General features: G+C 38.9%; 13 protein-coding genes. 5 read left to right on the top strand and 8 right to left on the bottom strand.

The window, feature by feature from the left end:
• Positions 1 to 28 precede the first annotated feature (28 nt).
• Positions 29 to 3142, bottom strand: coding sequence for a CHAT domain-containing tetratricopeptide repeat protein (locus ABJQ32_14225; GenBank protein MEP5290803.1), 3114 nt, complete (start codon positions 3140 to 3142; stop codon positions 29 to 31).
• A gap of 277 nt (positions 3143 to 3419) precedes the next feature.
• Here ABJQ32_14225 and ABJQ32_14220 point away from each other — a divergent pair, with 277 nt between their 5' ends.
• Positions 3420 to 10997 (top strand): LamG-like jellyroll fold domain-containing protein, encoded by a 7578-nt coding sequence (locus tag ABJQ32_14220; protein ID MEP5290802.1) that lies wholly within the window; start codon positions 3420 to 3422, stop codon positions 10995 to 10997.
• 235 nt (positions 10998 to 11232) lie between these two features.
• On the opposite strand, the gene ABJQ32_14215 is transcribed toward ABJQ32_14220, so the two are convergent.
• From ABJQ32_14215 to ABJQ32_14200, 4 genes are all read right to left on the bottom strand, one after another.
• On the bottom strand, positions 11233 to 12477 hold the full coding sequence (locus ABJQ32_14215; GenBank protein MEP5290801.1) for an aspartyl protease family protein: 1245 nt from the start codon (positions 12475 to 12477) through the stop codon (positions 11233 to 11235).
• A gap of 77 nt (positions 12478 to 12554) precedes the next feature.
• Positions 12555 to 15467 carry a DEAD/DEAH box helicase gene (locus ABJQ32_14210; GenBank protein ID MEP5290800.1) on the bottom strand — a complete coding sequence of 971 codons (2913 nt, stop codon included), beginning with the start codon at positions 15465 to 15467 and terminating at the stop codon, positions 12555 to 12557.
• An 80-nt stretch (positions 15468 to 15547) separates the two neighbouring features.
• Entirely contained in the window at positions 15548 to 16774 is a 1227-nt protein-coding gene (locus ABJQ32_14205) for an FtsX-like permease family protein (GenBank protein MEP5290799.1), read from the bottom strand.
• Positions 16771 to 17139: a ribosome-binding factor A gene (locus ABJQ32_14200; protein MEP5290798.1), complete on the bottom strand. Its 369-nt coding sequence runs from the start codon at positions 17137 to 17139 to the stop codon at positions 16771 to 16773. The genes ABJQ32_14205 and ABJQ32_14200 overlap by 4 nt, the downstream gene beginning before the upstream one ends.
• A gap of 97 nt (positions 17140 to 17236) precedes the next feature.
• Between ABJQ32_14200 and ABJQ32_14195 the strand changes: the two genes are divergently transcribed.
• Positions 17237 to 18610 carry a hypothetical protein gene (locus tag ABJQ32_14195; protein MEP5290797.1) on the top strand — a complete coding sequence of 458 codons (1374 nt, stop codon included), beginning with the start codon at positions 17237 to 17239 and terminating at the stop codon, positions 18608 to 18610.
• On the opposite strand, the gene rpiB is transcribed toward ABJQ32_14195, so the two are convergent.
• The 3 genes from rpiB to glyA are packed head-to-tail and all read right to left on the bottom strand — an operon-like array spanning position 18600 to position 21178.
• Positions 18600 to 19028, bottom strand: a complete 429-nt coding sequence (rpiB, locus tag ABJQ32_14190) for a ribose 5-phosphate isomerase B (protein MEP5290796.1) — start codon at positions 19026 to 19028, stop codon at positions 18600 to 18602. The two genes, ABJQ32_14195 and rpiB, sit on opposite strands and share 11 nt — an antisense overlap.
• Before the next feature lie 46 nt (positions 19029 to 19074).
• Entirely contained in the window at positions 19075 to 19902 is an 828-nt protein-coding gene (gene tatC / locus ABJQ32_14185) for a twin-arginine translocase subunit TatC (protein ID MEP5290795.1), read from the bottom strand.
• A 1-nt stretch (position 19903) separates the two neighbouring features.
• The gene (gene glyA / locus ABJQ32_14180) at positions 19904 to 21178 is read right to left on the bottom strand and encodes a serine hydroxymethyltransferase (protein MEP5290794.1); all 1275 of its coding nucleotides are present in this window, start codon (positions 21176 to 21178) and stop codon (positions 19904 to 19906) included.
• 52 nt (positions 21179 to 21230) lie between these two features.
• Here glyA and radA point away from each other — a divergent pair, with 52 nt between their 5' ends.
• The 3 genes from radA to ABJQ32_14165 are packed head-to-tail and all read left to right on the top strand — an operon-like array spanning position 21231 to position 23936.
• Positions 21231 to 22586: a DNA repair protein RadA gene (radA, locus tag ABJQ32_14175; GenBank protein MEP5290793.1), complete on the top strand. Its 1356-nt coding sequence runs from the start codon at positions 21231 to 21233 to the stop codon at positions 22584 to 22586.
• The gene (locus ABJQ32_14170) at positions 22586 to 23230 is read left to right on the top strand and encodes a 7-cyano-7-deazaguanine synthase (GenBank protein ID MEP5290792.1); all 645 of its coding nucleotides are present in this window, start codon (positions 22586 to 22588) and stop codon (positions 23228 to 23230) included. Before radA ends, ABJQ32_14170 begins: the two co-directional genes overlap by 1 nt.
• On the top strand, positions 23217 to 23936 hold the full coding sequence (locus tag ABJQ32_14165; GenBank protein ID MEP5290791.1) for a methyltransferase domain-containing protein: 720 nt from the start codon (positions 23217 to 23219) through the stop codon (positions 23934 to 23936). The genes ABJQ32_14170 and ABJQ32_14165 overlap by 14 nt, the downstream gene beginning before the upstream one ends.
• Position 23937 lies beyond the last annotated feature (1 nt).

The following is a 23937-nucleotide window of genomic DNA, read 5'->3' as shown; positions in this document are numbered from 1 at the left end:
TTCCCCTTTTTCATGCGACTAAACCTTCTTATTCGCCAATCATAACGAAGGCACCCCAATAGTAGGGCTTGTTATATTTTTCTTTTAGTCTTTTTTGGGCGGCATTAAATGCTTGTTGCTTATTTCCGTGTGATAACCATTCTTCATAGAATGTGGTCATCAATTCTTGCGTGGCAGCATCATCAACTGTCCACATGGACATGATAATAGCATCAGCTCCTGCTATTTGGAAAGCTCTCTGAAGCCCATAAACTCCTTCGCCATTTTTCACTTCACCAAGTCCTGTTTCACAGGCAGATAGAACCACTACATCTGTTTTATCGAGATTCATATTCATTGCTTCAAAGGCAGTGAGAATACCATCATCACCATTTTGTTCAGAGACAATATTTCCTGTTCGTATGAAATTATTAGCCCCCGCTAGGATGAGTCCTGATCTTAAAAGAGGATTTTGAACATACTGATCGCTTTGATCATCATTATCTTGTTCGAGGAAAAACCCATGTGTGGCAATATGCAAAATATTAGGATTGTTTACACTCTTTACTGTCCCTTCCAATGCGTCATTTAAGAAATATGCATCTCTTACACGATTATTTTCGCTGTATAAACTATCAATAAGTTCAACCTCTTTCTTGGTGCCAGGTAACATAGCAAGGCCATTGAAAGATCTCATGTATCTAACTAAATTACCTCTAACTCCTCTTGGAATGGATGCTCCCCGAGAAAGTTCACTTTTGCCAGAACCGCTCCGCATTCCTCTGTCAACACCTCTAACTCCTCTGTTATCTGCTTCATTATCATTCTTTACATTAGATCCCATATCATATTGTGGGTATCCAAAGAAAACACTTCTTCCATCTTTCTTAAATGGATCACTTTCAGTTAGTAGGTCTTTTGTATTGGTGACTAGTGCAAGGTCTATCTCATTCAATAGGTATTCCTTAGATTCCGGATTTTGAAGTGTGTAAATACTGATTTGATTGTAAACTCCATCTGGAGCAAAGTAGATCTTATTGATTCCTTCTAGTCTTCTTGCTATTGGCTCCCAAAAAAGTTTATAACTGTAGTTTTCAGAGATCTTGTATTTGATGGCGTTACGATAGTTAGCTAAGAATTTGTTCTCCATTTGTTCTCCATTTCTCAGAATGACCATCTCAGGGTAGTCTTCCGTATCGTGTCTAACAATCATGGCAGCATAGTGAATCTCGTCTGAGAAAACACCTGATGAGTCAGTTGTGAAATCACGATACCTTACCATTTCTACTGCTGCTTCACCTGGCTTCAAGGTATTTTGGACATCTTTCCAACTAAGCGATTTGTTCGCGAAATTTTCTCCAAACGCCTGTGATGCTTTGCTTAGTTCTTCTTCCAATTCGTCAGAGGTACTTGTTAAAGAATCAATTTTTTGATTTCTAATTGCTATATCAATATCAGTAGCGCTAAAGAGCTTAGCTAATTGTTCTTTTTGACTAATCCAGTCTTCAAACATTTGAATAAGTGTATTATCACCGCTAGACAAGATACTTTCCCTCACTTTAGATGTAGCATACATAATCAAACCTTTAAGCGAAAGCTGATAATCATAGATCTCGCCTAATAGCTCCTTATTGTCTTGAGAGGTTTCTTCAATAAAGGAAACATACTGCTCGAAAGCTGGCTTTACTGTTATGTAATAGAAAGTCGTTTTTTCTTCCTCCGTTAGTACAGGAAAGAATGTGTTTATTTGATTAAAATAATTATCGAAAGCTTCCTTGTAATAAGATAGAGCTTCTTTCGTATTACCCTTCTTCCAGCTTACAATAGCCAACTGGTTAGCACTTTGAGCAAAGAATGGATGCTTTTTGCCTAATCCTTTTCTCCGCAAATCATAAGCTTTCATTGCTAATTTCTCAGCATTCTCCACTTCATCATACACGAGGTATGCATTTGCCAAATTGAAATATGGATAAGCTATTTCTGGATTGTCATCCGAGAGTGCTGATTCATACGATTCGATTGACTTTTTGCCTTGTTCAATAGCCTTATCAATAGCCCCTGTTTTCACATAGAGGTTGGAAAGTAAACTTTGCGCTCGACCAACATCCAACGATTGTCCTTCACCACCTTCCTCGAATATGGAGATGGCTTGTACGAGTTGTTTTTCTGCTTCATTGAATGAACGTGTTTTGATTAGGAACAATCCATAATTCAGGCGAGCCACACCAGTAATCAAAGACTCTGAACCAAAGTATTCCTCATAATAGGTAATGACATTCTTTTGAAGATCGATGGCCTTTTGGTAGTCTCCTAGTTTTATATAAACCTGTGCAAGATTCTCTTGAACTCGACTTACTGCGTCTTCGTTTTCACCTTGTAGTCTATTCAAAATACCCAAGGCCTCTTGGTAAACTTCTTCAGCCTCTGGAAACTTGCCAGCATCGGTAAATAAGATGCCCAAACTATTCAGCGTTGATACATATTCAAAAGTGGTTTCAAGTCCATTTGATTGAAACATCCCAAGCCCTTTATCAAAGGATCTTTCCGCTTTTCTATAAGATCCTTTCGTAGTATAGGAATCTCCAATCCACTTGTATGTAACCGCTTCTTCAACGGTATTTTTTTCTAAATGCTTTCTTAAATCTTCTGTAATCGATAGAATTTCATCAAACTTCTCTGTTTGATTGTATAGTTCAATTAAAGAGCTTGTAACGTCAAAATACTCTTCGCTGCTCTTCCCATATAGGTCAGCATCCCTTGATTGAATTTGGACAAGTAGCGCTTCAGCTTGATTGTAGTAACCGAGTTCAGTTTGAAGAGTTGCCATGTTATAAAGCAAATCTTTTCGTTCTCCTGTTGGATCAATCTTTTTTCTTAGCTCCAGTTCAAGACTGTAGAAGTCGAGTGATTTTTGGTAATCACCAATTTCGTAATCGTATGCCTCAGCTAAAAAACTATAAACATTGGCCGCTATCGTATCTTCTTTAGAAAGGAAGGTTTCCTTAGCGAGATCTTCATTATCTAGAATAGTGCTATAATCATAATCCAGATAGGCATCATCCAACTTGTTGTAGAGCTTCTCAGCTTTTTTGCTTTCAAAGGAATACTGAGAGAAAGCAGTTGTTGAGATGAGGACTAAGGCGGCAGTTGTTAAGAATTTCATGGTAGTGTATTTACAACAAATTAAAGTAAGGCTATACCCAATTAAAAAACCGGATAACATTTCAAAACTGAAAATTAGGTTATTTAAAATCCTGATTGCACCCTGTTAATAGTCGAATTCAGAATATTGATCGAAATAATAATTTAATAAAATACTATTGGCTTTTGTCGACTTATTTTAGTTGCTTAATTCAATTTAAAATACCTGTTTTAGGGGATTTTAATTAGCCTTATAAATAACCTTATTTGCCTTAGTCATCTACCATATAATAGTTAAAATGAATTTTACCACCTTAGTCAAGTCAATATCAATTGCCCTTATTTTTCTTATTTCATTCTCTAGCACAGCACAGCATGCTTTAGATCTTTCTGGATCAGGAAATGAAGTCAATGTGACTTACGATCTCAATACTGGGACAGGATTCACAGTTGAGCAGTGGATTCACATTCCTACAATTACCTCTCTGACTTCTCTGGTTAATCAATCGAATGTGAATCTTCCAGCTCCTCTAGATGCATATGTAGATACAGATGGAAGTATTAGTATCCTGTTTGGTGACGGAGCAACCGAATCAAGTAATAGTACTTTACCTGGTGTTATAACACCAGGAAACTGGCATCATGTAGCTATTGTTTATGACCCGCTTGCTTCTGGAAATGAAGGTCAAATCTACATCGATGGAGCAACAGCAGCCTTGATTGGTGTAAATGTTACTTCGCCTGTTTCAAATAATGGCCCTGTCAGAATTGGGAGAAGAGCCGATGGAACTGAAGGAGATGATATTTACATCGATGAAGTAAGAATTTGGAATGTTGCCAGAACAGGAACACAAATCAATGCAGACTATGATGCTAAGCTTGTTGGGGATGAAGCTGGTTTGGAAGTTTATTTAGAGTTTGAAAACAATCTAGCTGATAATGCAGGTGGAAATGGATCTCAAGATGGAACTGTTGTAGCAGGATCCATTGGCTATATAGATGGAGCTCCACTACAAAACAACGCACTCAACTTTGATGGGACTGATGATTTTGTTGAAACAACCTCTCCTATCGGGCTTCCAGTTGGAAATACTGTCCGTACTCTAGAGGCATGGATCAATACAAGCTCATCTACAGATGTTGCTGTAGCTGGATGGAGTTCCAACGATTTGGTGGCAAATCAGCGTTTTGGCATAGTCGTTACTGCTACTGGAGAAGTCAGTGTAGTGGCATCAGGAAATGATATGGTGGGGACTGTACAAGTGAACGATGGTCAATGGCACCATATTGCTGCTACATTTGATGGCAGTACAGCATTCCTTTATGTCGATGGAGAACTGGATGTAAGTTCGATAAGAACTTATGCCACAGTAGCAGAGTCATTTACAATAGGTAGGAGGAGCTTTAGCGTAGGAGGAGAATTTTTCCCAGGACAAATCGATGAAGTAAGAGTTTGGAATGTTGCTCGAACGCAGGAACAGATCATATCAGACGCTTATACTACATTGTCTGTAGGGCCTGGTCTGGTCGCCTCGCTTGATTTCAATCGAGGAATTGCCGGCTCGGATAATTCGTCTGCGACAACCCTTCAAGATATTACTGGTAATGGAAATGATGGAACATTAACCGGGCCATTTGCACTTATTGGTGCTACATCCAACTGGGTAACATCTACAGCTTTTGATCTAGATGTTTTCGCTCCAGTTATGATTTCTGCATCGACCTCAGATACTGATCAAAATGGTCAGATTGATATGCTTTCTATTCTTTTTTCTGAAGATCTCGATGGTGCGTCAGTTACTGACCCAGCACCTGAATTCACACTCGGTGGAGGATACACTATTGCTTCTACTGCGCTAAATGGGACGAATGGCGTGGACCTTACGCTCAATGAATCAGGTGGATTTGATACAGATCAAATACCTGATATTACCTTACTTGTTGGTACGCTGACAGACTTATTAGGAAATAGTAATGTCTTAAGTCAGGCTTTTACGCCTACTGATAATGCCCCCCCAGTGATCATTGCAGCTTCTACAGCTGATGCAGATAACAATGGTCAAATAGGTCTTTTGATGCTTACTCTTTCAGAGAATATTGTAGATGCTTCATCCATTTTTGATGCAACGACCGTGACTGTAGAAGCATTTAGTGGTTCATTTGCTACCACAGGAGGTGTTGCAGATGATAACCTGATTGAGGTTACGTTCACAGAGTCGGGGACTCCAGATACGGATGTGACTCCAGATATAACTTTATTCAATGCGAGACTTAGTGATGGCATTTCTTCATTGGTGTCCGATCAGTCATTTACAAGCACTACTGACGGTAGTGGACCTGCTGTCTCCTCTGCTGTAACTTTCGATACCGATCAGAATGGTCAAATTGATGCTATTTCGATCGTCTTCTCTGAAAACATAGATGGCCCATCTGTTTCAGACGTTCCTGCGGAATTTACGCTGGCTGGAGGATATACAATTGCTTCCTCAAGTCCAACTGGGGCGAATGGAGTGGACTTGATATTGAATGAGTCTGGGAGTCCAGATACCGATCAGATACCCAACATTAATGTGATATCATCAACGGTACTAGATTTGTTAGGCGTAGTTAATGGAAGTCAGATTTTCACTCCGGCGGATGGTGCTGGCCCTGCTCTTATAAACTCGAACCCACTCGATGAGGCAACAGGTGTCGCTTTAAACACAAATATTGTACTAGAATTTTCTGAGCCTGTCAATGCAGGCTCTGGATCTTTTTCACTTTTTGATACGAATGATGGATCTGGGAACGAAATTTTTAACCTTCCTTCTGCTTCTATTACAGGCTTTGGAACCAGCTTTTTGACTATAGTTCCATCTGCAGACCTTGAAGAACTTGAAACGTATGCTCTCCAGATTGCTAGCACAGCAATAGTGGACCCTTTTGCAAATCCTTATTCAGGAATCATTGATAATACCACACTCAACTTCGTCACTGAGATAGATGTGCAAAACGCGCTCAACTTTGATGGGGATGATTTCATTGACTTCACAAGACAAAATCTTAGCTCAGGATTAACTTATGAAGCCTGGATCAACACAACCTCTGCAGCTAACTCTTCAGTTTACGAGGGCAATCCAGCATTGACTGTTATTGGAGATAATGACAATGCAATTGAGGGAGCGTTTGGTATTCACGATGGAAAAGTCAGATACACCCATTATCAGGGAACAGCTACAGATTTTGATCTTATAGATGGAACGGTAGATGTAAATGATGGTGAATGGCATCACGTAGCTGTTACCCATAAGAGTGGCGATAATGAAGTAAGAATTTATGTAGATGGCATACTCGATGTTGTTGCGACAAGCACCATCTATTCGACGGGCATTTCTGCCAATCGGGTAGGAAGTAGCTTCCTGGATGGCACGGGTAACGATAATTTCTTCACAGGAGATATTGATGAAGTTAGAATCTGGGATATAGCTCTTCCTGAAGATGAAATAAGAAATTTTTTATATAACGATGACCTAATAGGGAGTTCAAATTCCGGAAATCTTGTACTTCATTATAATTTCAACCAAGGAAGTGCAGGAGGTAACAACACCGGTGAAACTGCAATCTTTGATCAGACAATTAGTGCACTTGATGGAGGATTGAATGGATTTGCACTCACTGGAGCGACCTCAAACTTCGTGACTTCAGGGAACACTTCTTTTACGCCAACAGCTCCTATAACACAGGCATCTAATATCTCTGTATTTAATGTGGCCGAGTTCACAGCAGACATAAGCTGGACAAGTGGCGAAGGAGACAGAACAGTGGTGCTTATGCATGATGGCTTAGGAAACCCGTTTCCTTTTCCAGCAGATGGCTCATATGGAACGGCTGATCAATATGGTTTAGGTTCAGACCTGGATAACGGATGGTTTGTGGTTTACAATGGATATGGGAATAATGCAAGCGTTGAAAACTTAAGTGGTAGCACAGATTATGAAATAGCTGTCTTAAGTGTAAATGGACCTCCAACATTCGATACATACAATACAAACACGGAAGTAAATAACCCAATCAGTTTTAGAACATCTGATCCAATTTCAAATTTTGCTTTGGATTTTGATGGAACGGATGACTTTGTGCAGTTGCCAAACATTCCATTGAATCCCAATACGGATAACTTCACAGTGGAACTTTGGGCAAAAGCAGATGCATTTACAGGAACAAACAACTTGATTGTTCAGGAAGATGGGACAGGAACTGGTAGAGCTTACTTGTTCTTTTCTGGTCAGAACCTTGCTTCAAATCAAGGCGCGAATACCACTGGCACGACAACATTGGCAATAGATACATGGTATCATTTAGCAGTTACGTTTGATGGATCGGATATTAGAACCTATATAGATGGAGTGCTTGAAGTTGAGGCACCCCGAGTGCCTGAAGGTACCGATGGAGCGTTTAGACTAGGTATCAGTAAGAATGGCGATTTCCCTCTTGATGGTCAAATAGATGAAGTACGAATCTGGAACTTTGCCAAGGATGATATTCAGATTACATCACAAAAAGACGAAAGGTTGATAGGAGATGAAGCGGGTCTTTTGGCGTATTACCAACTAGATAATGGTCCTGGAAGTATCACAGTCACAGACCTGGTTGGAGGGCCTGATGGTTCACTTACCAATATGGATGAAAACACGGATTGGGTAGAAGGCCCATTCTTAAACTTTTCTAATCCGGGAGGTCCAGATACTTTCTTTGAAGATTTTGATGAAGGAACACTTCCCGGGGTTGCTACAACGGGGGCTCTTCTTCTTTCCTCGGGAACTTGGGAAATCGTAAATGCATTGGAGGCAGGAGCTTTAGATGCATTTGATGGTGCTGGAAACGCATTGAGATTGGAGCCTCTAGGAGGAAACTATATACAAACCCCATCTTTGAATGAAGCGACAAGTTTTAATTTTAGATTTAAAGGGCAAAATACTGGTGGTAGTTATAGAGTTCTGGCATCTAATGATGGGGGAGCTACATTTCCTCACGAATTGGGAACAATCAATCCAGATCCGACTTACCAGGAGTTTACTTTTGATTTAGTTTCGCTATTTGATCCTTCACTTATAGGCCCTATCAGGATTGAACATGAAAGTGGTTCTAATCCACTATTTATTGATGAAGTAAGTTCCGATGCGGTCGTTACCCCTGTTGGTATTACATTCGACCAGGTTGTTGTCCCAGATGTGAATCTGGAAATAGGCTCCATAAATAATTTGATTTATGCTTTCAGTATGAACCCATCAGCGCCAGTCGAAACGATAGGGTTTATACTAAGTTTGGATGATAACGCTCCCAACTATACGGTCGATGATTTCGCTCCGAATCCGGTTAAAGTTTGGATCAATACAGCGGAAGAAAATTTCGCTACCGCAACGGAGATAGGTGCATTTGAGTTTGGTAACATGCTTCCTGATGGAGGATCTGTTCCCGCAAATCAGGTAGCACTTCTTTTTAGTGAAGTTCTTTCTCCAGGTGTTCCGACATATATATATGCATCTGTAGATATAGATGCGGGTGCAACTCCAAACAACTCCTTCAGAATCTTGGCTGTTGATTTGGAGGAACAGGTAGGAATAGTACAAGAGACGAATGCATTAGGCTCCTTAGATGCTGGAGGAGAATTTACTATTCAATCTGGTGATGTGACTGCCCCTGTGGTTACAGTTGATACTTACGGCACTTCAATCACTAGCCCGCAATTAACCGGAACAGTAGATGATGCTACAGCGACTATTGATGTTGAGGTAGATGGAGCTTCCTATTCTGCAGTAAATAATGGTGATGGTACTTGGACATTGCCTGCTGGGATAATTGCCACTCTAACAGATGGAACATATGATGTAATCGTTACTGGTACAGATGCAGCTGGTAATGTAGGTACAGATGCCACAGTGGATGAGCTTGTTATTTCACAGACTACTATTGCAATTAATGCGTCAAATATTACTTCTACATCTTTTCAAGCCAATTGGAGTGAGGGACTAGATGTTCAGACTTATCAACTTGATGTTTCTGAAGTAGCAGATTTTTCCACTTTCGTAAGTAGTTACGAAAACTTTGAGACTACAGCTACCAATGAAACCTTGACAAACCTTGACTTCTCTCAAGAGTATTTCTATCGCGTAAGAGTAGTCAATACAGCTGATGAAGTTTTAGCGAATTCTAACACAACTTCCTTAAAAACAATAATTGACCTTCCAACGTTGGCAGATTCCTTGGCATTGGTACAAATATTTGACGCAATCAATCCACAAGGATTGAATTGGGAAACTGCCAGACTGAGAGATTGGGATGGTATCCAATTCGATGCTGGTAAAACGAGAGTCTCTTTAGTTGACCTTGATGGAACAAGTTCTGTTGGAGATATGCCAAACCCATTCACAGGTGATGCATTGACAGATGGAGGTCTTTCGAATTTGATAGATATGAACTTATCTGGCAATGAGATTACTGGCCTAATAGATTTTGCTTCCACAAGTATTGATTTGTTAAATGTTTCAAATAATAGCCTAACATTTGGAGATTTAGAACCTCTTATAGGGCTGGGAATTTCGAGCTTAGATTATCAAACTCAAGCAAGTATCCAGTTTGATCCAGAGATTCGACCAGCATATTTGAGAGATGATTTAATTATTGTTCCTCACTTAGAGAACTATGTTTTAAACATATCAATCGATGGAGCTGGAAACACTTTTGTTTGGTATAAGGATGATGTGGTTATATCAACAACTGCAGATTTCAATGTTTTAAATAGTGTTACTGAGATTGTTGAAATTGATTTTGATAATATGGGGACATTCAGAGCTGAGGTATCGAGTACAGTGGTGCCAGGCTTAACAATCAATATTGATCCTCAAGCGGTATTAGCTACCGCAGATATTACGATGAGACTTACGGACTTTGATGAGGTACTCTTAAGTGGTGAGACTTTTACAGGGGCACTACTTGAGGCTATTAGAAGACCAGCTGGATATGATACATTGGCAAGCACAAATGGAAATGTTTCTGCTGAATTTATATTCGAAGATGTCGTTCTTGCAAACTATTTGTGTGGTATTGAACCCAACAATAAGCAAGACTTAATTCCAACATATTTTGGAGATGTTTTCGAGTGGGATCAAGCTGATACAATAGAGCTCAGAGAAAACGCTACACTCATAATTAAAATGACAGCTGACCCACCAGAACTAACAGCTGACGATGGAGAAGGTACCCTGGGTGTTACCATTGAAGAAGACTTTGGAGATGATGGAGCGAGAACGGAAGCGAGGAGGAGAGCGAAAAAACGTAAGTGTGGGTTGAAACAGAGAAGAAGAGGGGGAAGAACAAATCAAGATGATGAGTTTGTATTGATCGCTTATGGAGAAACAGATGATAATGGAGAATTCCAGTTTGGCTTTCTTCCAGAAGGAACTTACAGATTCTTTGTAGAATACCCTGGTATTCCATTAGATGAGAACTCGGAAGTACAGTTTATTGTAGGCGAAGCAGGTATAGGAGATACAGACTTTAAGCTTGCTGCCTTTGCTACCGAAGATGGTATTGAAGTAACGATAGAAGAAGCTCTAGGAGTGATTCTAGACTACTTCAAAGAACTTCAGATCTATCCCAATCCATCAAGAGACTTCTTGAATGTGAGCTATAGACATCTTAAGTCGAACGATGTGACTGCTCAGCTTGTGGATTTATCAGGAAATACTAAGTGGTCTTCCGATCTTAAAAATGGATTTGATGAACAAATAAGAATAGATGTTTCAGGCTTCTCTGAAGGTGTTTATATCTTAAGGTTCTTCGATCGAGAGAGTCCAAAAGATAATGTTATTAGCTATCGGGTGATAGTAAGAGATTAATACCTAATCACTTGTGATAAAGGGAATGACAGTAGTCATCCCTTTTTTGTTATGTACTGGTAGTATCAATTAAAGCTTGATACTGAACATTCATTCAATTGTAGGAAGATCCCATCAACTCATGTGGAATTTAAGCTCGGAGTTCTATCTGAACCTGTTATTCTGTCCGTTTTCTTGACACGATATTTTAAGAGAACTGGGCAGCTCTTCAAGTTAGAGAAGGCTGATTTTTTGGTTAAATGATTCTCTTAAGTTTGAAAGAGGTCTTAATCTTTTCTCCATCTCTTAAAATTTTAACTCTTATTCTCCTTCCATCCTTAGATTGGAGTAGCGTATAGATGTCGGATAAGCTATGGTATTTAAGGCTTCTACCATTTATCATCATAATAATGTCATCTTTTCTAATATCAGCTTGATAAGCTGGTCTGTCTTTGTCGACATTCACAACTTTGAGTGTATCAAGATTTTTACCCACTGCGTTTACAGTCATCCCGCTCATGTCATATTCAAATGCGGACCTATACTGTTCTCCTTTCCTGAGATACATTTTTCTTGAAGAGTAGTCAAAGGTTACATTAAAGCGATTGAGTAGCTCTCCACCAAAAGTCCCCACTCTTGCGCCACGTTTTATTACCTTATTATAAGCACCATCGAATGGCGCTGAGACTAGCATCTCAGTGAAATCAAATGATTCAATTTGTACAGAATCCATCCTCCCAACGTAACCGGGAATCTCTCCTGCTATACCTCTCCCAAGTCGAGTCACGATTCTATCCTTGGGCATGTCTACACCATCAACGTAGGCATAATCAATCAACGCAGCATGACTTGCCCCTGTATCTACCATGACATCTAGATTGGTTTTTTTATTATCCTGCCTTATAGTAGCGCTTATAAAAGGCTTAGAACCTCTTATTTCAATGGGAATTGCAACAGCCTTCTTGTTTCTTTTATACTTTTTTGGATCCGAGAGTGTCAATATATTTTCATCATAGTTGATATCTACTACAAACTTTGAAAATATGTCATATCCAATAATGCCATGAACATCATCTCCTATATTCTCTGATAACTTCAAGTAATCTTCTTTTAGCACAAGCATGTTCATGTTCTTGCCAAGTACTCCTCCTGGAAGTCCAAAAGTTATTTGATTAGCCACAAACGCTTCCACAGAATCTGCTAGCCCAGGGCCTGCAATAGTTATTTCCCTTATGTAGTTTACATTTAAAATATCGCCATAGACTTTTTCCGTAAGAATCGCCGTTTCCACTCCGGTATCAAGGATAAATTTGAGTGTCAAGAAGCGATTGACCGTTACTGGTATGATGATAAGATTATTGTGTTGCTCAAAAGGGATGCTGATTTTCTTAACGCTAGCAGGCATTCGGAATCCAAACTCTTTCTGGCCAGAGACGGTGGAACAAAGGCAAGCGTTGATGAATAGAAAGAATGCAATCAGACTTAAAATCGGATTTCTCATATGGAAGTCTCTTAGGTAGTGAATTACACTCATTTAACAACACGGACAAAAACCAACCCTTATTTGAACAATAAAAATTAGTCAAACAGATCCTTAATGTCGTTCTGCGACAGACTTTTTACAAAACTTTCTTCTACAGAAATCAAATCTGAAGCCAGCTTTTGCTTATGTTCTTGTAGTTTAATGATTTTTTCTTCTATTGTATCCTTCGTCACAAACTTATATGCGAAGACTTTTCTGGTTTGCCCTATTCTATGTGCTCTATCTATTGCTTGAGCTTCTACCGCAGGGTTCCACCAGGGATCTAGTAAGAAAACATAATCTGCCTTAGTAAGATTGAGTCCCGTGCCCCCTGCTTTAAGGGAGATCAAGAAAATGGATACATTGACATCATTTTGAAATTTTTCTACTTGATGTTGCCTATCTTTAGTTGACCCATCTAAATAGGCAAATGCCATACTCTTATCTTGAAGATACTCAGATACAATCTTCAGGTGTTTCACAAACTGACTAAAAATTAAGACCTTATGCCCTTTGGAAATGGAGTTTTCTATCATGTAAGTAACCTCTTCCAGTTTGCCAGAGCTATCTTGATAGTCAGGATCTACCATCTTCGGGTGGTTAGCGATTTGACGGAGTTGAGTTAATCCTTGCAATAGGATCATATGAGATTTACCTATACCATCGGTTTCAATCACATCCATGATTTTGCTCCTGAAAGCATTCTTCTCTTTTTCGTAGGCTTCTCGTTGAGCTTCAGACATGGAGCAATACCTAATGTTAATGACCTTCTCTGGAAGGTCAGCAGCGACTTGACTTTTTTCTCTGCGAAGTAGAAAAGGTTTTATGAGGGCATTAAGTTTTTTCGTTTTGGCTTCATCTCTTTTTTTCTCGATAGGTTTCAGGTATTCTTTCTTGAAGTAAGCTTCATTACCTAAAAGCCCAGGATTTAAGAAGCTCATCTGTGACCACAGATCCAGCGTACTGTTTTCAATGGGAGTACCTGTAAGAATTAGCTTTCGCCTGGATTTTAAGTCTCTTACTTTCTTGGAGATCAGAGAATCCGGATTTTTTATAGCTTGTGATTCATCCAGAATGATGTAATTAAAGTAGAATTCGGAGAGAATTTCAGAATCTACTCTGGTTGTTCCATAACTGGTTACTACAATATCATATTTCCCAAATAGCGTACTGTCCTTTACTCGATTGATCCCTGTGTAATTCAAGATTTTTAGCTGAGGGGTAAATTTCTTTGCTTCCATTTCCCAGTTGTAAAGAAGGGAAGTAGGCATAACAAGCAGACTTGTGCTGTCAGGAATTTCATTCTTCTGGTGCTGCAACAGAGTAAGTGCTTGAATCGTCTTCCCTAGCCCCATGTCGTCTGCTAGGCACCCACCAAAGTTGTAGTCCTCCAAAAATCTTAGCCAATTGTATCCAGCCAGTTGATAAGGCCTTAAATCACCTTTAAATGAACCCGGAACCTCATATTCTTCTAGCTTTTCAAAGTCCAATAGCTTTTCAAGCTTCCGGTCCATTGTCACCTTAGCATAGTCTCCGTCTTTAAGTTCTTGAACCAGAGATACGTGGATTTTATTTAGTGTGATTCCTCCATCTATTTCTGAGGAGAACGCCAATAAATCTTTGTATCTCTCAATCCATGATTCTGGAATAACACCAACCTCACCATTAGGAAGCATAACTTCCGTCTTTCCTTTAAGAATACATTTTCTTATAGCCTCAAAAGGAATTTCAAAGTCGCCAAACCGGATTTTAGCTTTTAAATCAAACCAATCAACTCCTTCATTTACTTCCAGGTCGATGGTTGATTCTCCTACAAAAAACTTTTTGCCTTGTTGGTTTTGCTTGATTATAAAATCTTGAAGTAGATCATGGTTTCTGCCTATCCAATCAAAAGCAGTTGTTTTTGGAAGGGTCACACGAGAGTTTCTTAAAGGCAGTCCAGTAGTTGCAAGCTGCTCTATGATCCCTTTCTCGCCCTCATGATCCCTACTTATTCGATGGAAAGTGTAATTGTCTTCTTGTTTTTCCATGGAAACACTCACTTTGCTAAGCTTGTCAGCATTGAAATTATGTTTCCCATAATCAAAGGAAAGTTCTAGTAGCAATTTTTCACTATCTGCGGGCTGGCTATCAACTGCAGTGTCGAAGAGTGTTGCGTTGCGACTTGTTTGAAGCTCACTAACCGTAATTTTTGGCGTAGGTTTCGGCTTGTGAGTGATAATATCAAACCCTTTTGCGTAAACATCAAATTCAGAAATAAGAGGAGCTACAAATTTCTGGTAATAGGTTTCTTCTATGTCTTTAGGAATAAGAATGAATTTTTTCTTCAAAAAGGGCTTGAACTTACCGCCGCTTACCGGCTTTTTAAAAGTAAAAAGTTGATCATTGGCAACTAACCAAGCGGGCTCTTTACACAAAAGGTAGCTTCCATTGTTTAGGAACTCTACCTTCTCATCATGAAGCTTAATCGTGGGAAAATAATGAGTATTGTCTTCATTCTTTCTGAAGTGAAACAAGACAGTAGCTTTCTCATCGACTACTTCTATTTCTTTCCATGTTGGCTCACCGTCTTTACCCATCTCAAAAAGACGTTTTCCATGTATGAGAGCTAAAATCTGAGATCTTCTGCGCTCAATATATCCATCTATTTCACTCCTAAGCGCTTTATCTCCATTTTCACTGTCATAAACTTTAAGAAAAAATTCTTCAGGTTTTTGACGCTTTTTTTGAAAATGATGGGCAATGCGGTCTTGCTGAATCTGATCCATGAGCTTAATGATCTGGTAATCGTTTTCATCAAGCTTAGCACTAAATTCCTCGGCGTTTTTGGAAGAAATGTTCTGATGGGAGTAAGTCAGTTCATTCTTATCATTCAGTTGTACAACAAAAGACTCAATGAGATACCCTAAGTATTCATGATCATAGAGAGAATAGATAAGCTCAAATGGTTCGTCAGGAGATACTTTCACAAATTTTTTAGATCAGATAAACTTCGAAAGTAGTAAAAATTCGAAATTTGACAATCAATTAATTGTGAAGAAATTAAGACTTATTGTAATGTATGTGTAGAAAATGATCTACTAGCCTTAATTGCTGGCTGAATAGAAGCAATAATAGTGATAATTATGATAGCAAGAATAGCTAATGCAACATCCAAAACTTCGATCTTAACTGGGTAGCTATTTATTACCGCAGAACCCATACCCATTCCTATTAATCCAAATTCTTGCTGTACAAGACTAATGCCTATGCCTAAAATAAGACCAATGAGCGCGCCAGAAAAAGCAACAATGCAACCTTCATAAAGAAAGATATTTCGAATAAGCTTTGGTTGGGCTCCTTGAGCAAAAAGAATAGAGATGTCTTTTTTCTTTTCAATGACCAACATTGTAAGTGAGAAGAAAATGTTGATTGATGCAATGCCTATGATTGCTACTAAAATCAGAAAGACAAATAATTTTTCGATTTTTAAGACTTTGTATAGATCACTATGAAGCTCCTCTCCCAACTTTACCTGGAATGACGATCCAAGGATTTCCTGTATGTCTGTCTTTGCAGTCTTTGCATCTTTTTCCTGCGCTAAGTATACATCCATCGACGATATCTTATTTCCGTATTCAAGAAGTTCTTTGGCAAACTCGATGGGCACAAAGACATAGTTATCATCATAGTACTTTTCAATTGCGAAAATACCTCCAGGTATGATGTTAAGTAGGTTGTACATTTTGGATGGATTTATTACGCCAGGACCAATATCCTTTGGATAATACATCTGGAGAGTATAGAAATCATTTCTAAGACTTAATGAAAGATCGTATTGTACACCTCTACCAATCAGAGCATACCCAATACTATCTCTGACTAAAGGAAATGAGCCAGAAACCATGACGTTTTTAATTCCACTGTATTGATCAAAATCTCGATTTACACCTTTCATTCTAACCAATCGCTGCGCCTCTTTGTATTCTACAAGCACATTATCTTCGATTACTTCAGATACACCAACAACTCCTTCTATGGATTTAATTTTTTTAACGTAGCTAGAGTCAAATTCAAAAGATTTTCCAGCAGTGGGAGTAATAACAATATCTGGATCAAAATTGCCATACATCGATCTTAACAACCCTTCCAGCCCATTAAATACTGAAAGAGATAGGATGAGGCTCATTGTCCCAATAGCCACCACAATCATTGATATGATCGAGATTACATTGATGAAGTTTTTTTTCTTCCCAGACAGAAAGTACTTCCTCGCTATAAAAAAGGGAAAATTCATTCTTCTTCCTCCGAAGATGGAATATTGAGATTGTCAATCAACTTATCAATGTGTGAAGCTTTTTCTTCTGTATCGTCAAGGAAAAAAGCTAGCTCCGGGATGATTCGTACTCTGTCGCCAATTTTTCTCCCAAGTTTCAATCGAATTTCACTTTTGATCTCATTGATATGTTCAAAAACCTCTTTTGATTTACTTATTGGGAAAATACTAAGGTGGATTCTTGCAAGACCTAAATCTGGTGATACAGAAACTCCAGTGACCGTTCCCAGGGCAGAACCAAAATAATGAGATGAATCTTTCTGAAAGATCTCAGCTATATCTTTTTGAAGTTGTTTTCCATATTTTACTTGGCGCTTACTTTCCATATATCTGCAAATATCCGAAGATATTGGTTACGAGGTTTATCCAAATATTCTAATTTCGAAATAATTCTAACATTCATCCATTCAAATCAAGGAACTTTTGCTTCGATTTTTTAGAGTAAATGACCCATATAGACTAGTAATCATCTTTATTTTGATGATTTTGATTCGCTTTGTTCAAAGCTACTTTATAGGTGATCAATCACACTTTGGGTTAAAGTGGTTGTTACTAGGAGATTGGCTCAATCAAGGCTATAGTATGTATAGCGAGGCGTTTGATTACACGGGCCCCATTGCAGTTCTGTTTTATAAGTACCTGACTTTTCTATTAGGCAGGACAGAATTTATACACTACGGTGTGAGTTCCTTGGTAATCATTTTTCAAGCAGGAATTTTTAACCAACTGCTTTTGCGGAATAAAGCGTTTGATGAAAACAGCTACTTGCCGGCTTTTCTATACGTGATTCTGATGGTTTCAGTACCTGATTTCATGACTCTTTCCCCACAATTGCTTAGTCTAACTTTCGTATTGATGTCATTGCGAAATGTCCTCAGGAGAATAGATAATCAAGTAACAGATGAATTATTCTTAAACTCTGGTATTTACATCGGAGTTGCCACAATGATTTACCTTCCGGCAATAGTTTTTCTAATCGTATTCTTATTTGCTCTTATTCTGTTTTCTACAGCAGTAGCAAGAAGGTTGATATTATACCTTTTTAGTTTTCTACTTGTCTTTGCTCTTTGCTCATTATATTTCTATTGGAGAGATGATCTATCCATCTTTTTTGACAGTTACATTACCCAAAATTTCATTTTATCAGCTCAATCTAACTTATCGATAGTCGAGGGGTTGATTATTAGTTCTGGGTTAATTGTGATTTTCCTTCTGTCTATTCTTAAAACCTGGAGCTCATCCAGGCTGACAAATTTTCAGCAAAAAATTCAACAAGTCATTTGGTTGATGTTTTTAGGAGCTGGTGGCACATTCTTTTTATCCAATGAAAAAGCACTTCACGAGCTCGTTTTTTTAATTCCGGGGATAGCCTATTTCTGGACCTATTACTTCATTCTTCTAAAGAGACGTGTATTCCGATTTTTAATGCCTGTATTGATGGTTTTAGGTCTTTTAGCCTTTTCTTTTTACTCATACGAAAACCTCTATGTACCACTTGAAATACAAAGAAATGAGGCACCCAAGGAACGAACAATGATACTAGGAGAGAATATCGATTACTACGCAGATATTCCTGCTTACACCCCATGCTTTCACAATATTCTTACAGAAAGAGCTTTTCATGGATTAGAATACTACGGTTCTGCCGGTAGACTTTACAAGCTTTTAGAGAAAACGGAACCGGATTATATTATCGATGAAATTGATATTATCGATAAGCTTTTTTATCGCTTTCCTATAATTGAAGAATCTTACGAAGCAGTAGATCAAAAAAAGTACCGAAAGATTAACAATTAATCTTTTCTACTCTTCGTCCATGTCTTCCACCTTCAAATTCAGTATTGACAAATGTCTCTGCTAGACTTTCAGCGTATTCATAGGCTACAAACCTTGCAGGTAAGCAAATAATATTAGCGTTATTGTGTTGCCGCGACAATGATGCGATTTCTGTATTCCAACACAGGGCAGCTCGAACATTTTCATGTTTATTGGCTGTCATCGCCACGCCGTTACCACTACCACAGATCAAGATACCAAGATCGTGATCTTCTGAAGCCACAGAGGAAGCTAGTGGATGTACATGATCTGGATAATCAACAGAAGCGTCTGAATCAGGGCCAAAATCTGTTACATCATGTCCGGCACCTTCTAGGTACTTGATTAGTCTCTCTTTATACTGAAATCCGGCGTGATCGCCACCTATAGCTATTTTCATGAGTATTTATTTAATTGAGTCAGATGGAATTCGCAGTATGCTCATTTCATGTTTCCGTATTTTGTTTTGATTCTCTTTTTTCTATCCGTTTTGCTATCACAATGCCAAGTTGATAAAGTAGCATTAATGGTAATGCAATGAGTACCTGACTAAAAGGATCTGGAGGAGTAATTACAGCTCCAAGTATTAAAATTACAATGATTGCATGCTTTCGATACGATTTCATCAAAGAAGAACTGACAATTCCAGCTTTAGTCAAAAAATAGACGATTACTGGAAGTTGGAATAAAATACCGCTTCCAAAAACTATCATTGTGACTGTGCTAATGTAGGATGAGAGGTCAAATAGATTTTGAAGTGATGGGTCTACTTGATAGGTAGCAAAAAACCTGACTGAAATAGGTGCAATAACAAAATAGCCGAATAGTACTCCCAAAATGAACAACACGCTTACCGAAAACGTAGCTCCTCTTGAAGCTTTTCGTTCTTTTGGATGCAATCCTGGCCTGATAAAACGCCAAATTTCCCAGAATAAATATGGAAAACCAATAATCAAACCCACAATAAAGGAGACTGACACATGAGTCATAAACTGACTGCTGAGTTTCCTACTTACAAGTTCAAATGAAAGCGTGTCAATACATAAGGCAGGCGTTCGAATTAAGTCTGCTAGTTCGCAAAGCTTAGTATATGTCCAAAAATCAGTTCTGGACGGACCTAATATTACTGTGCCTACTACAAAATCCTTTGCGATAAAAGCAGCAATAGCAAAAATCACTATGGCGATCAATGAACGAATAATGTGCCATCTTAACTCTTCGAGATGGTCCAGGAAAGACATCTCTTTATCATCTGGTATTTGATCTAGCGGCATATTAACCTTTAAACAATGGGAATCCAGTCATCCATTGATTGACTTCTGCTTTTACTTCATTGATTTTGCCTTCGTTTTCTTTATTCGTGATGACTGTATCTATAAGATCCACGATTTTGACCATATCATCTTCCATCATACCTCTAGTTGTAATGGCGGGAGTTCCTATTCGCATGCCGGAGGTAACAAATGGACTTCTTTCGTCAAAAGGAACCATGTTTTTATTTACGGTTATATCTGCTTTGATAAGTGCATTTTCAGCATCCTTCCCTGTGATGTCTTTGGACTGAAGATTTATGAGCATTAAGTGGTTTTCAGTTCCGCCAGAAATAACATCATATCCCTTTTTCAAAAAAGCATCCGCCATGACAGAAGCATTCTTTTTTACTTGAAGAAGGTAGTTCATATAATCTTCTGAGAGAGCTTCCCCGAAAGCAACAGCTTTAGCCGCAATGATGTGTTCCAGTGGCCCACCTTGGGTTCCGGGGAATACACCTGAATCGAGTAGTGAACTCAATTTTCTAACTACACCCTTAGGAGTGGTAATACCCCAAGGATTATCCATATCGTCTCGTACCAGAATCATTCCACCTCTAGGTCCTCGTAGCGTCTTGTGAGTGGTAGTAGTAACGATATGACAGTATTCTAAAGGATCGTTTAGCAATCCTCTTGCTATCAATCCTGATGGATGTGAAACATCGGCAAGTAGTATTGCGCCTACTTCGTCTGCTATTGCTCTAAATCTTGCATAGTCCCAGTCTCTACTGTAGGCAGAAGCTCCGCAAATAATCATCTTAGGATTTTTTTCTCGAGCTACCTTCTCCAGCTGGTCGTAATCAAGCAATCCTGTTTCCTTATCTACTCCATAAAAATTTGGCTTGTAAAGCTTTCCGGATAGATTGACTGAGGAACCGTGTGATAAGTGACCGCCATGAGCAAGGTCAAATCCTAATATCTCATCTCCAGCATTTAGACAAGCGAGCATCACGGCTGCATTCGCTTGCGCACCTGAGTGAGGTTGAACATTTGCCCATGTAGCTGCGAAAAGTTCCTTGGCTCTTTCACGGGCGAGATCTTCAATTTGATCTACTACCTCACATCCTCCATAATATCTTTTTCCGGGTAGACCTTCAGCATACTTATTCGTAAGCACACTGCCTGCGGCCTCCTGCACTTGAGGTGATACAATATTTTCTGAGGCTATCAGTTCTATTCCCTCCAATTGTCGCTTCTCTTCAGCCTTTATTAAGTCGAAAACTTTCTGATCTTTTTGCATACCGTAAAATTATATGAGACAGTTTATATCTTAGCTTTTATCTCAAGCTAATATGGCAAAAGTTAAAACCGTCTTTTATTGTCAATCATGTGGTACCGAGTCTGCAAAATGGGTAGGAAAATGTCCGTCATGTGGTGAGTGGAACACTTATGTAGAAGAGGTAGTCTCAAAAAGCACGTCAAATGTGCCAGAATTCTCAGTAGAAAAAAGTATTCCCATCAACATTAAAGAAGCCGGTGGAAATGCTGCGAGTAAGCGAATGGTCACAGGAATTAGTGAATTGGACAGAGTTTTGGGGGGAGGTATCGTTGCAGGTTCTCTTGTTTTGGTTGGCGGTGAACCTGGAATAGGGAAGTCGACCATTATGTTGCAGATGGCTGTCAGGCTACAAAAGAAAACGCTCTATGTATCCGGTGAAGAGAGTGCGGAGCAAATAAAGATGCGAGCTGATAGAATAGGGACTACTGCTGATCAGTGTTTTTTGTTCGCTGAAACAAGCCTATCGGAAGTTATTAAACAAGCAGAAAGCTTAGCGCCAGATATTCTTGTGATTGATTCCATTCAAACGCTGCATTCAGAACGATTAGAAGCTGCAATCGGATCAATCTCTCAAGTCAAAGAATGTACTGGGCAGCTAATGAAGTTTGCTAAGCAAAAAGGAATTCCAATTTTTTTAATTGGCCATGTGAATAAGGATGGTGCCATTGCTGGACCGAAAGTGCTGGAACATATGGTTGATACTGTGCTCCAATTTGAAGGTGATAGGCATCTTTCATATCGGATCTTACGAACGATCAAAAATAGATTTGGGTCTACTTCAGAGCTTGGCATGTTTGAAATGAATGCTAATGGGCTGAGGGAAGTGACCAATCCGTCAGAAATACTCATCTCGCCAAGAGAACCTGGACTAAGCGGCATTGGCTTGGGAGCGACCTTAGAAGGAAACAGGCCTTTGATACTTGAAACACAGGCTTTGGTTAGCCCTACTAGTTATGGAAACCCTCAACGAAGTACAACCGGATATGACTATAAAAGATTAACCATGCTCTTAGCTGTAATGGAGAAACGTCTAGGTATTCGTCTGAGTACTCAGGATGTATTTCTGAATATTGCTGGTGGACTTAAAGTCCAGGATACAGCATTAGACTTAGCTATCTGTTCTGCTATATTTTCTTCTTTTGAAGATGCTCCAATTGGAGATGATGTTTGCTTTGCTGCAGAAGTAGGCTTAGGAGGAGAAATTAGACCCGTTAGCCGTATTGAAAACAGAATTAATGAAGCAGAGAAACTAGGATTTAAAGAAATATATATTTCAAAGCATAACCTTAAAGCCAAGGACATGGATCAATTCAAGATTAAGGTGCTTTCTTTCTCTAAACTCAGTGATACATTTAGACATCTATTTTAATGGAAAAGAAGCCGGCTATACTCTGTATGTTTTCAGGAGGGATTGATTCAACGGGTGTTTTGCATCAATTAATGACCAATGAAAAATTTACAGAGCACCCGTTAATTGTTCATCATATTCATATTTTTAATAGGGAAAATAGAGCTAAAGCAGAAGCGGCAGCTGTTAGTTCAATTCTGAATTACTATCATAAAAATGTAAATAGAAAGTTTCTGGTAACAGAGAGTACGTTTAATACAACAGGGTTCGCTCCGCTTCAATCAAGCCGTTTTCCATTCGATATGGATGTGTGCGCTTTCTTTTCTGGAAATATATGCGCAGCTAGAAAAGAAATAGATTTTGTAGCCATGGGTAGGACGAAAACGGATGTAGACTCTGGTGGAGATAATTTTATGGTTCGTATGAAAAGAGCTCAGGCTATTTTTAAGAGCGTGATGTCACTAGAGAACACGAATCTTCCGGAGTATATTTTTCCTGTAATTGATTTTACGAAAGGGGAAATCTGGAAATTTTTGCCTGAGCAAGTAAGAAAAAGCACATGGTGGTGCAGAAGACCTGTGTATAAAGAAGGCAAGCCTCCTCAGGCCTGTGGTAAATGTCAAACTTGTAAGGATGTAAAAGAATTTGTGGATGCAGGGGTATGAGGAAATTTTTAATAAGAGAGGAAAATCTTACCAGCTGGCAATGGAGAAATATCCATTGGCCAGAGATGCTGAATTTTTAGCAATCGTAAAAAGACTTGATCAAAAACCAACAAGTATTGTTCTGGACTTACCAGCCGGCGGAGGTTATCTTGAAAAATACTTAAATCCAGACGTTACTTATTTAGCATATGATTTTTCTGGAGAATTTGATGATAATCACTCGTCGATCAAAAAATGTAAAGAGTCAAAAGTCAACATTGAAGATGAAACTATTGATGAAATAGTTAGCCTTGCTGCATTGCATCACATTGTAGACAGGGAAGCATTTTATAGTGAAATGTATCGTGTCCTTAAGCCGGGAGGTAAGCTGATTATTGGGGATGCGCTTGTAGGAGGAAAATTAGATTCCTTTTTAAATGGATTCCTTAATAAGTGGAATAGCATGGGGCATGCTGGGAGGTTTATTCAGGATAGTGATATAGAAGAAATTTCTAAAGCAGGCTTTGACGTCACCTCTGCCAAAGATGATTACATGTGGAATTTTGAAAATCAAGAAGAAGCCCAGGATTTTTTTCGTCTTTTATTCTGTCTAGACTTAAATCCATCAAATGATGAATTAATGGAAGCTTTAAAAGAGCTAGGGACAAAAAAAGCTAATTACTTTTCTGTCGATTGGGGATTAGCTTTTCTGGAGTGTAAAAAATAGC

This window comes from Marinobacter alexandrii, assembly GCA_039984955.1.
In the GTDB taxonomy this organism is placed as follows: Bacteria; Bacteroidota; Bacteroidia; order Cytophagales; family Cyclobacteriaceae; genus Ekhidna.
This window is presented reverse-complemented; position numbering and strand designations above follow the sequence as displayed.

What these genes read in the sequence shown, in the direction of transcription:
- ABJQ32_14220 (MEP5290802.1), top strand. Translation starts at nt 3,420, where the DNA reads ATGAATTTTACCACCTTAGTCAAGTCAATATCAATTGCCCTTATTTTT.
- ABJQ32_14170 (MEP5290792.1), top strand. Translation starts at nt 22,586, where the DNA reads ATGGAAAAGAAGCCGGCTATACTCTGTATGTTTTCAGGAGGGATTGAT.
- glyA (MEP5290794.1), bottom strand. Translation starts at nt 21,178, where the DNA reads ATGCAAAAAGATCAGAAAGTTTTCGACTTAATAAAGGCTGAAGAGAAG.
- radA (MEP5290793.1), top strand. Translation starts at nt 21,231, where the DNA reads ATGGCAAAAGTTAAAACCGTCTTTTATTGTCAATCATGTGGTACCGAG.
- ABJQ32_14205 (MEP5290799.1), bottom strand. Translation starts at nt 16,774, where the DNA reads ATGAATTTTCCCTTTTTTATAGCGAGGAAGTACTTTCTGTCTGGGAAG.
- ABJQ32_14225 (MEP5290803.1), bottom strand. Translation starts at nt 3,142, where the DNA reads ATGAAATTCTTAACAACTGCCGCCTTAGTCCTCATCTCAACAACTGCT.
- ABJQ32_14200 (MEP5290798.1), bottom strand. Translation starts at nt 17,139, where the DNA reads ATGGAAAGTAAGCGCCAAGTAAAATATGGAAAACAACTTCAAAAAGAT.
- ABJQ32_14165 (MEP5290791.1), top strand. Translation starts at nt 23,217, where the DNA reads ATGCAGGGGTATGAGGAAATTTTTAATAAGAGAGGAAAATCTTACCAG.
- rpiB (MEP5290796.1), bottom strand. Translation starts at nt 19,028, where the DNA reads ATGAAAATAGCTATAGGTGGCGATCACGCCGGATTTCAGTATAAAGAG.
- ABJQ32_14215 (MEP5290801.1), bottom strand. Translation starts at nt 12,477, where the DNA reads ATGAGAAATCCGATTTTAAGTCTGATTGCATTCTTTCTATTCATCAAC.
- tatC (MEP5290795.1), bottom strand. Translation starts at nt 19,902, where the DNA reads ATGCCGCTAGATCAAATACCAGATGATAAAGAGATGTCTTTCCTGGAC.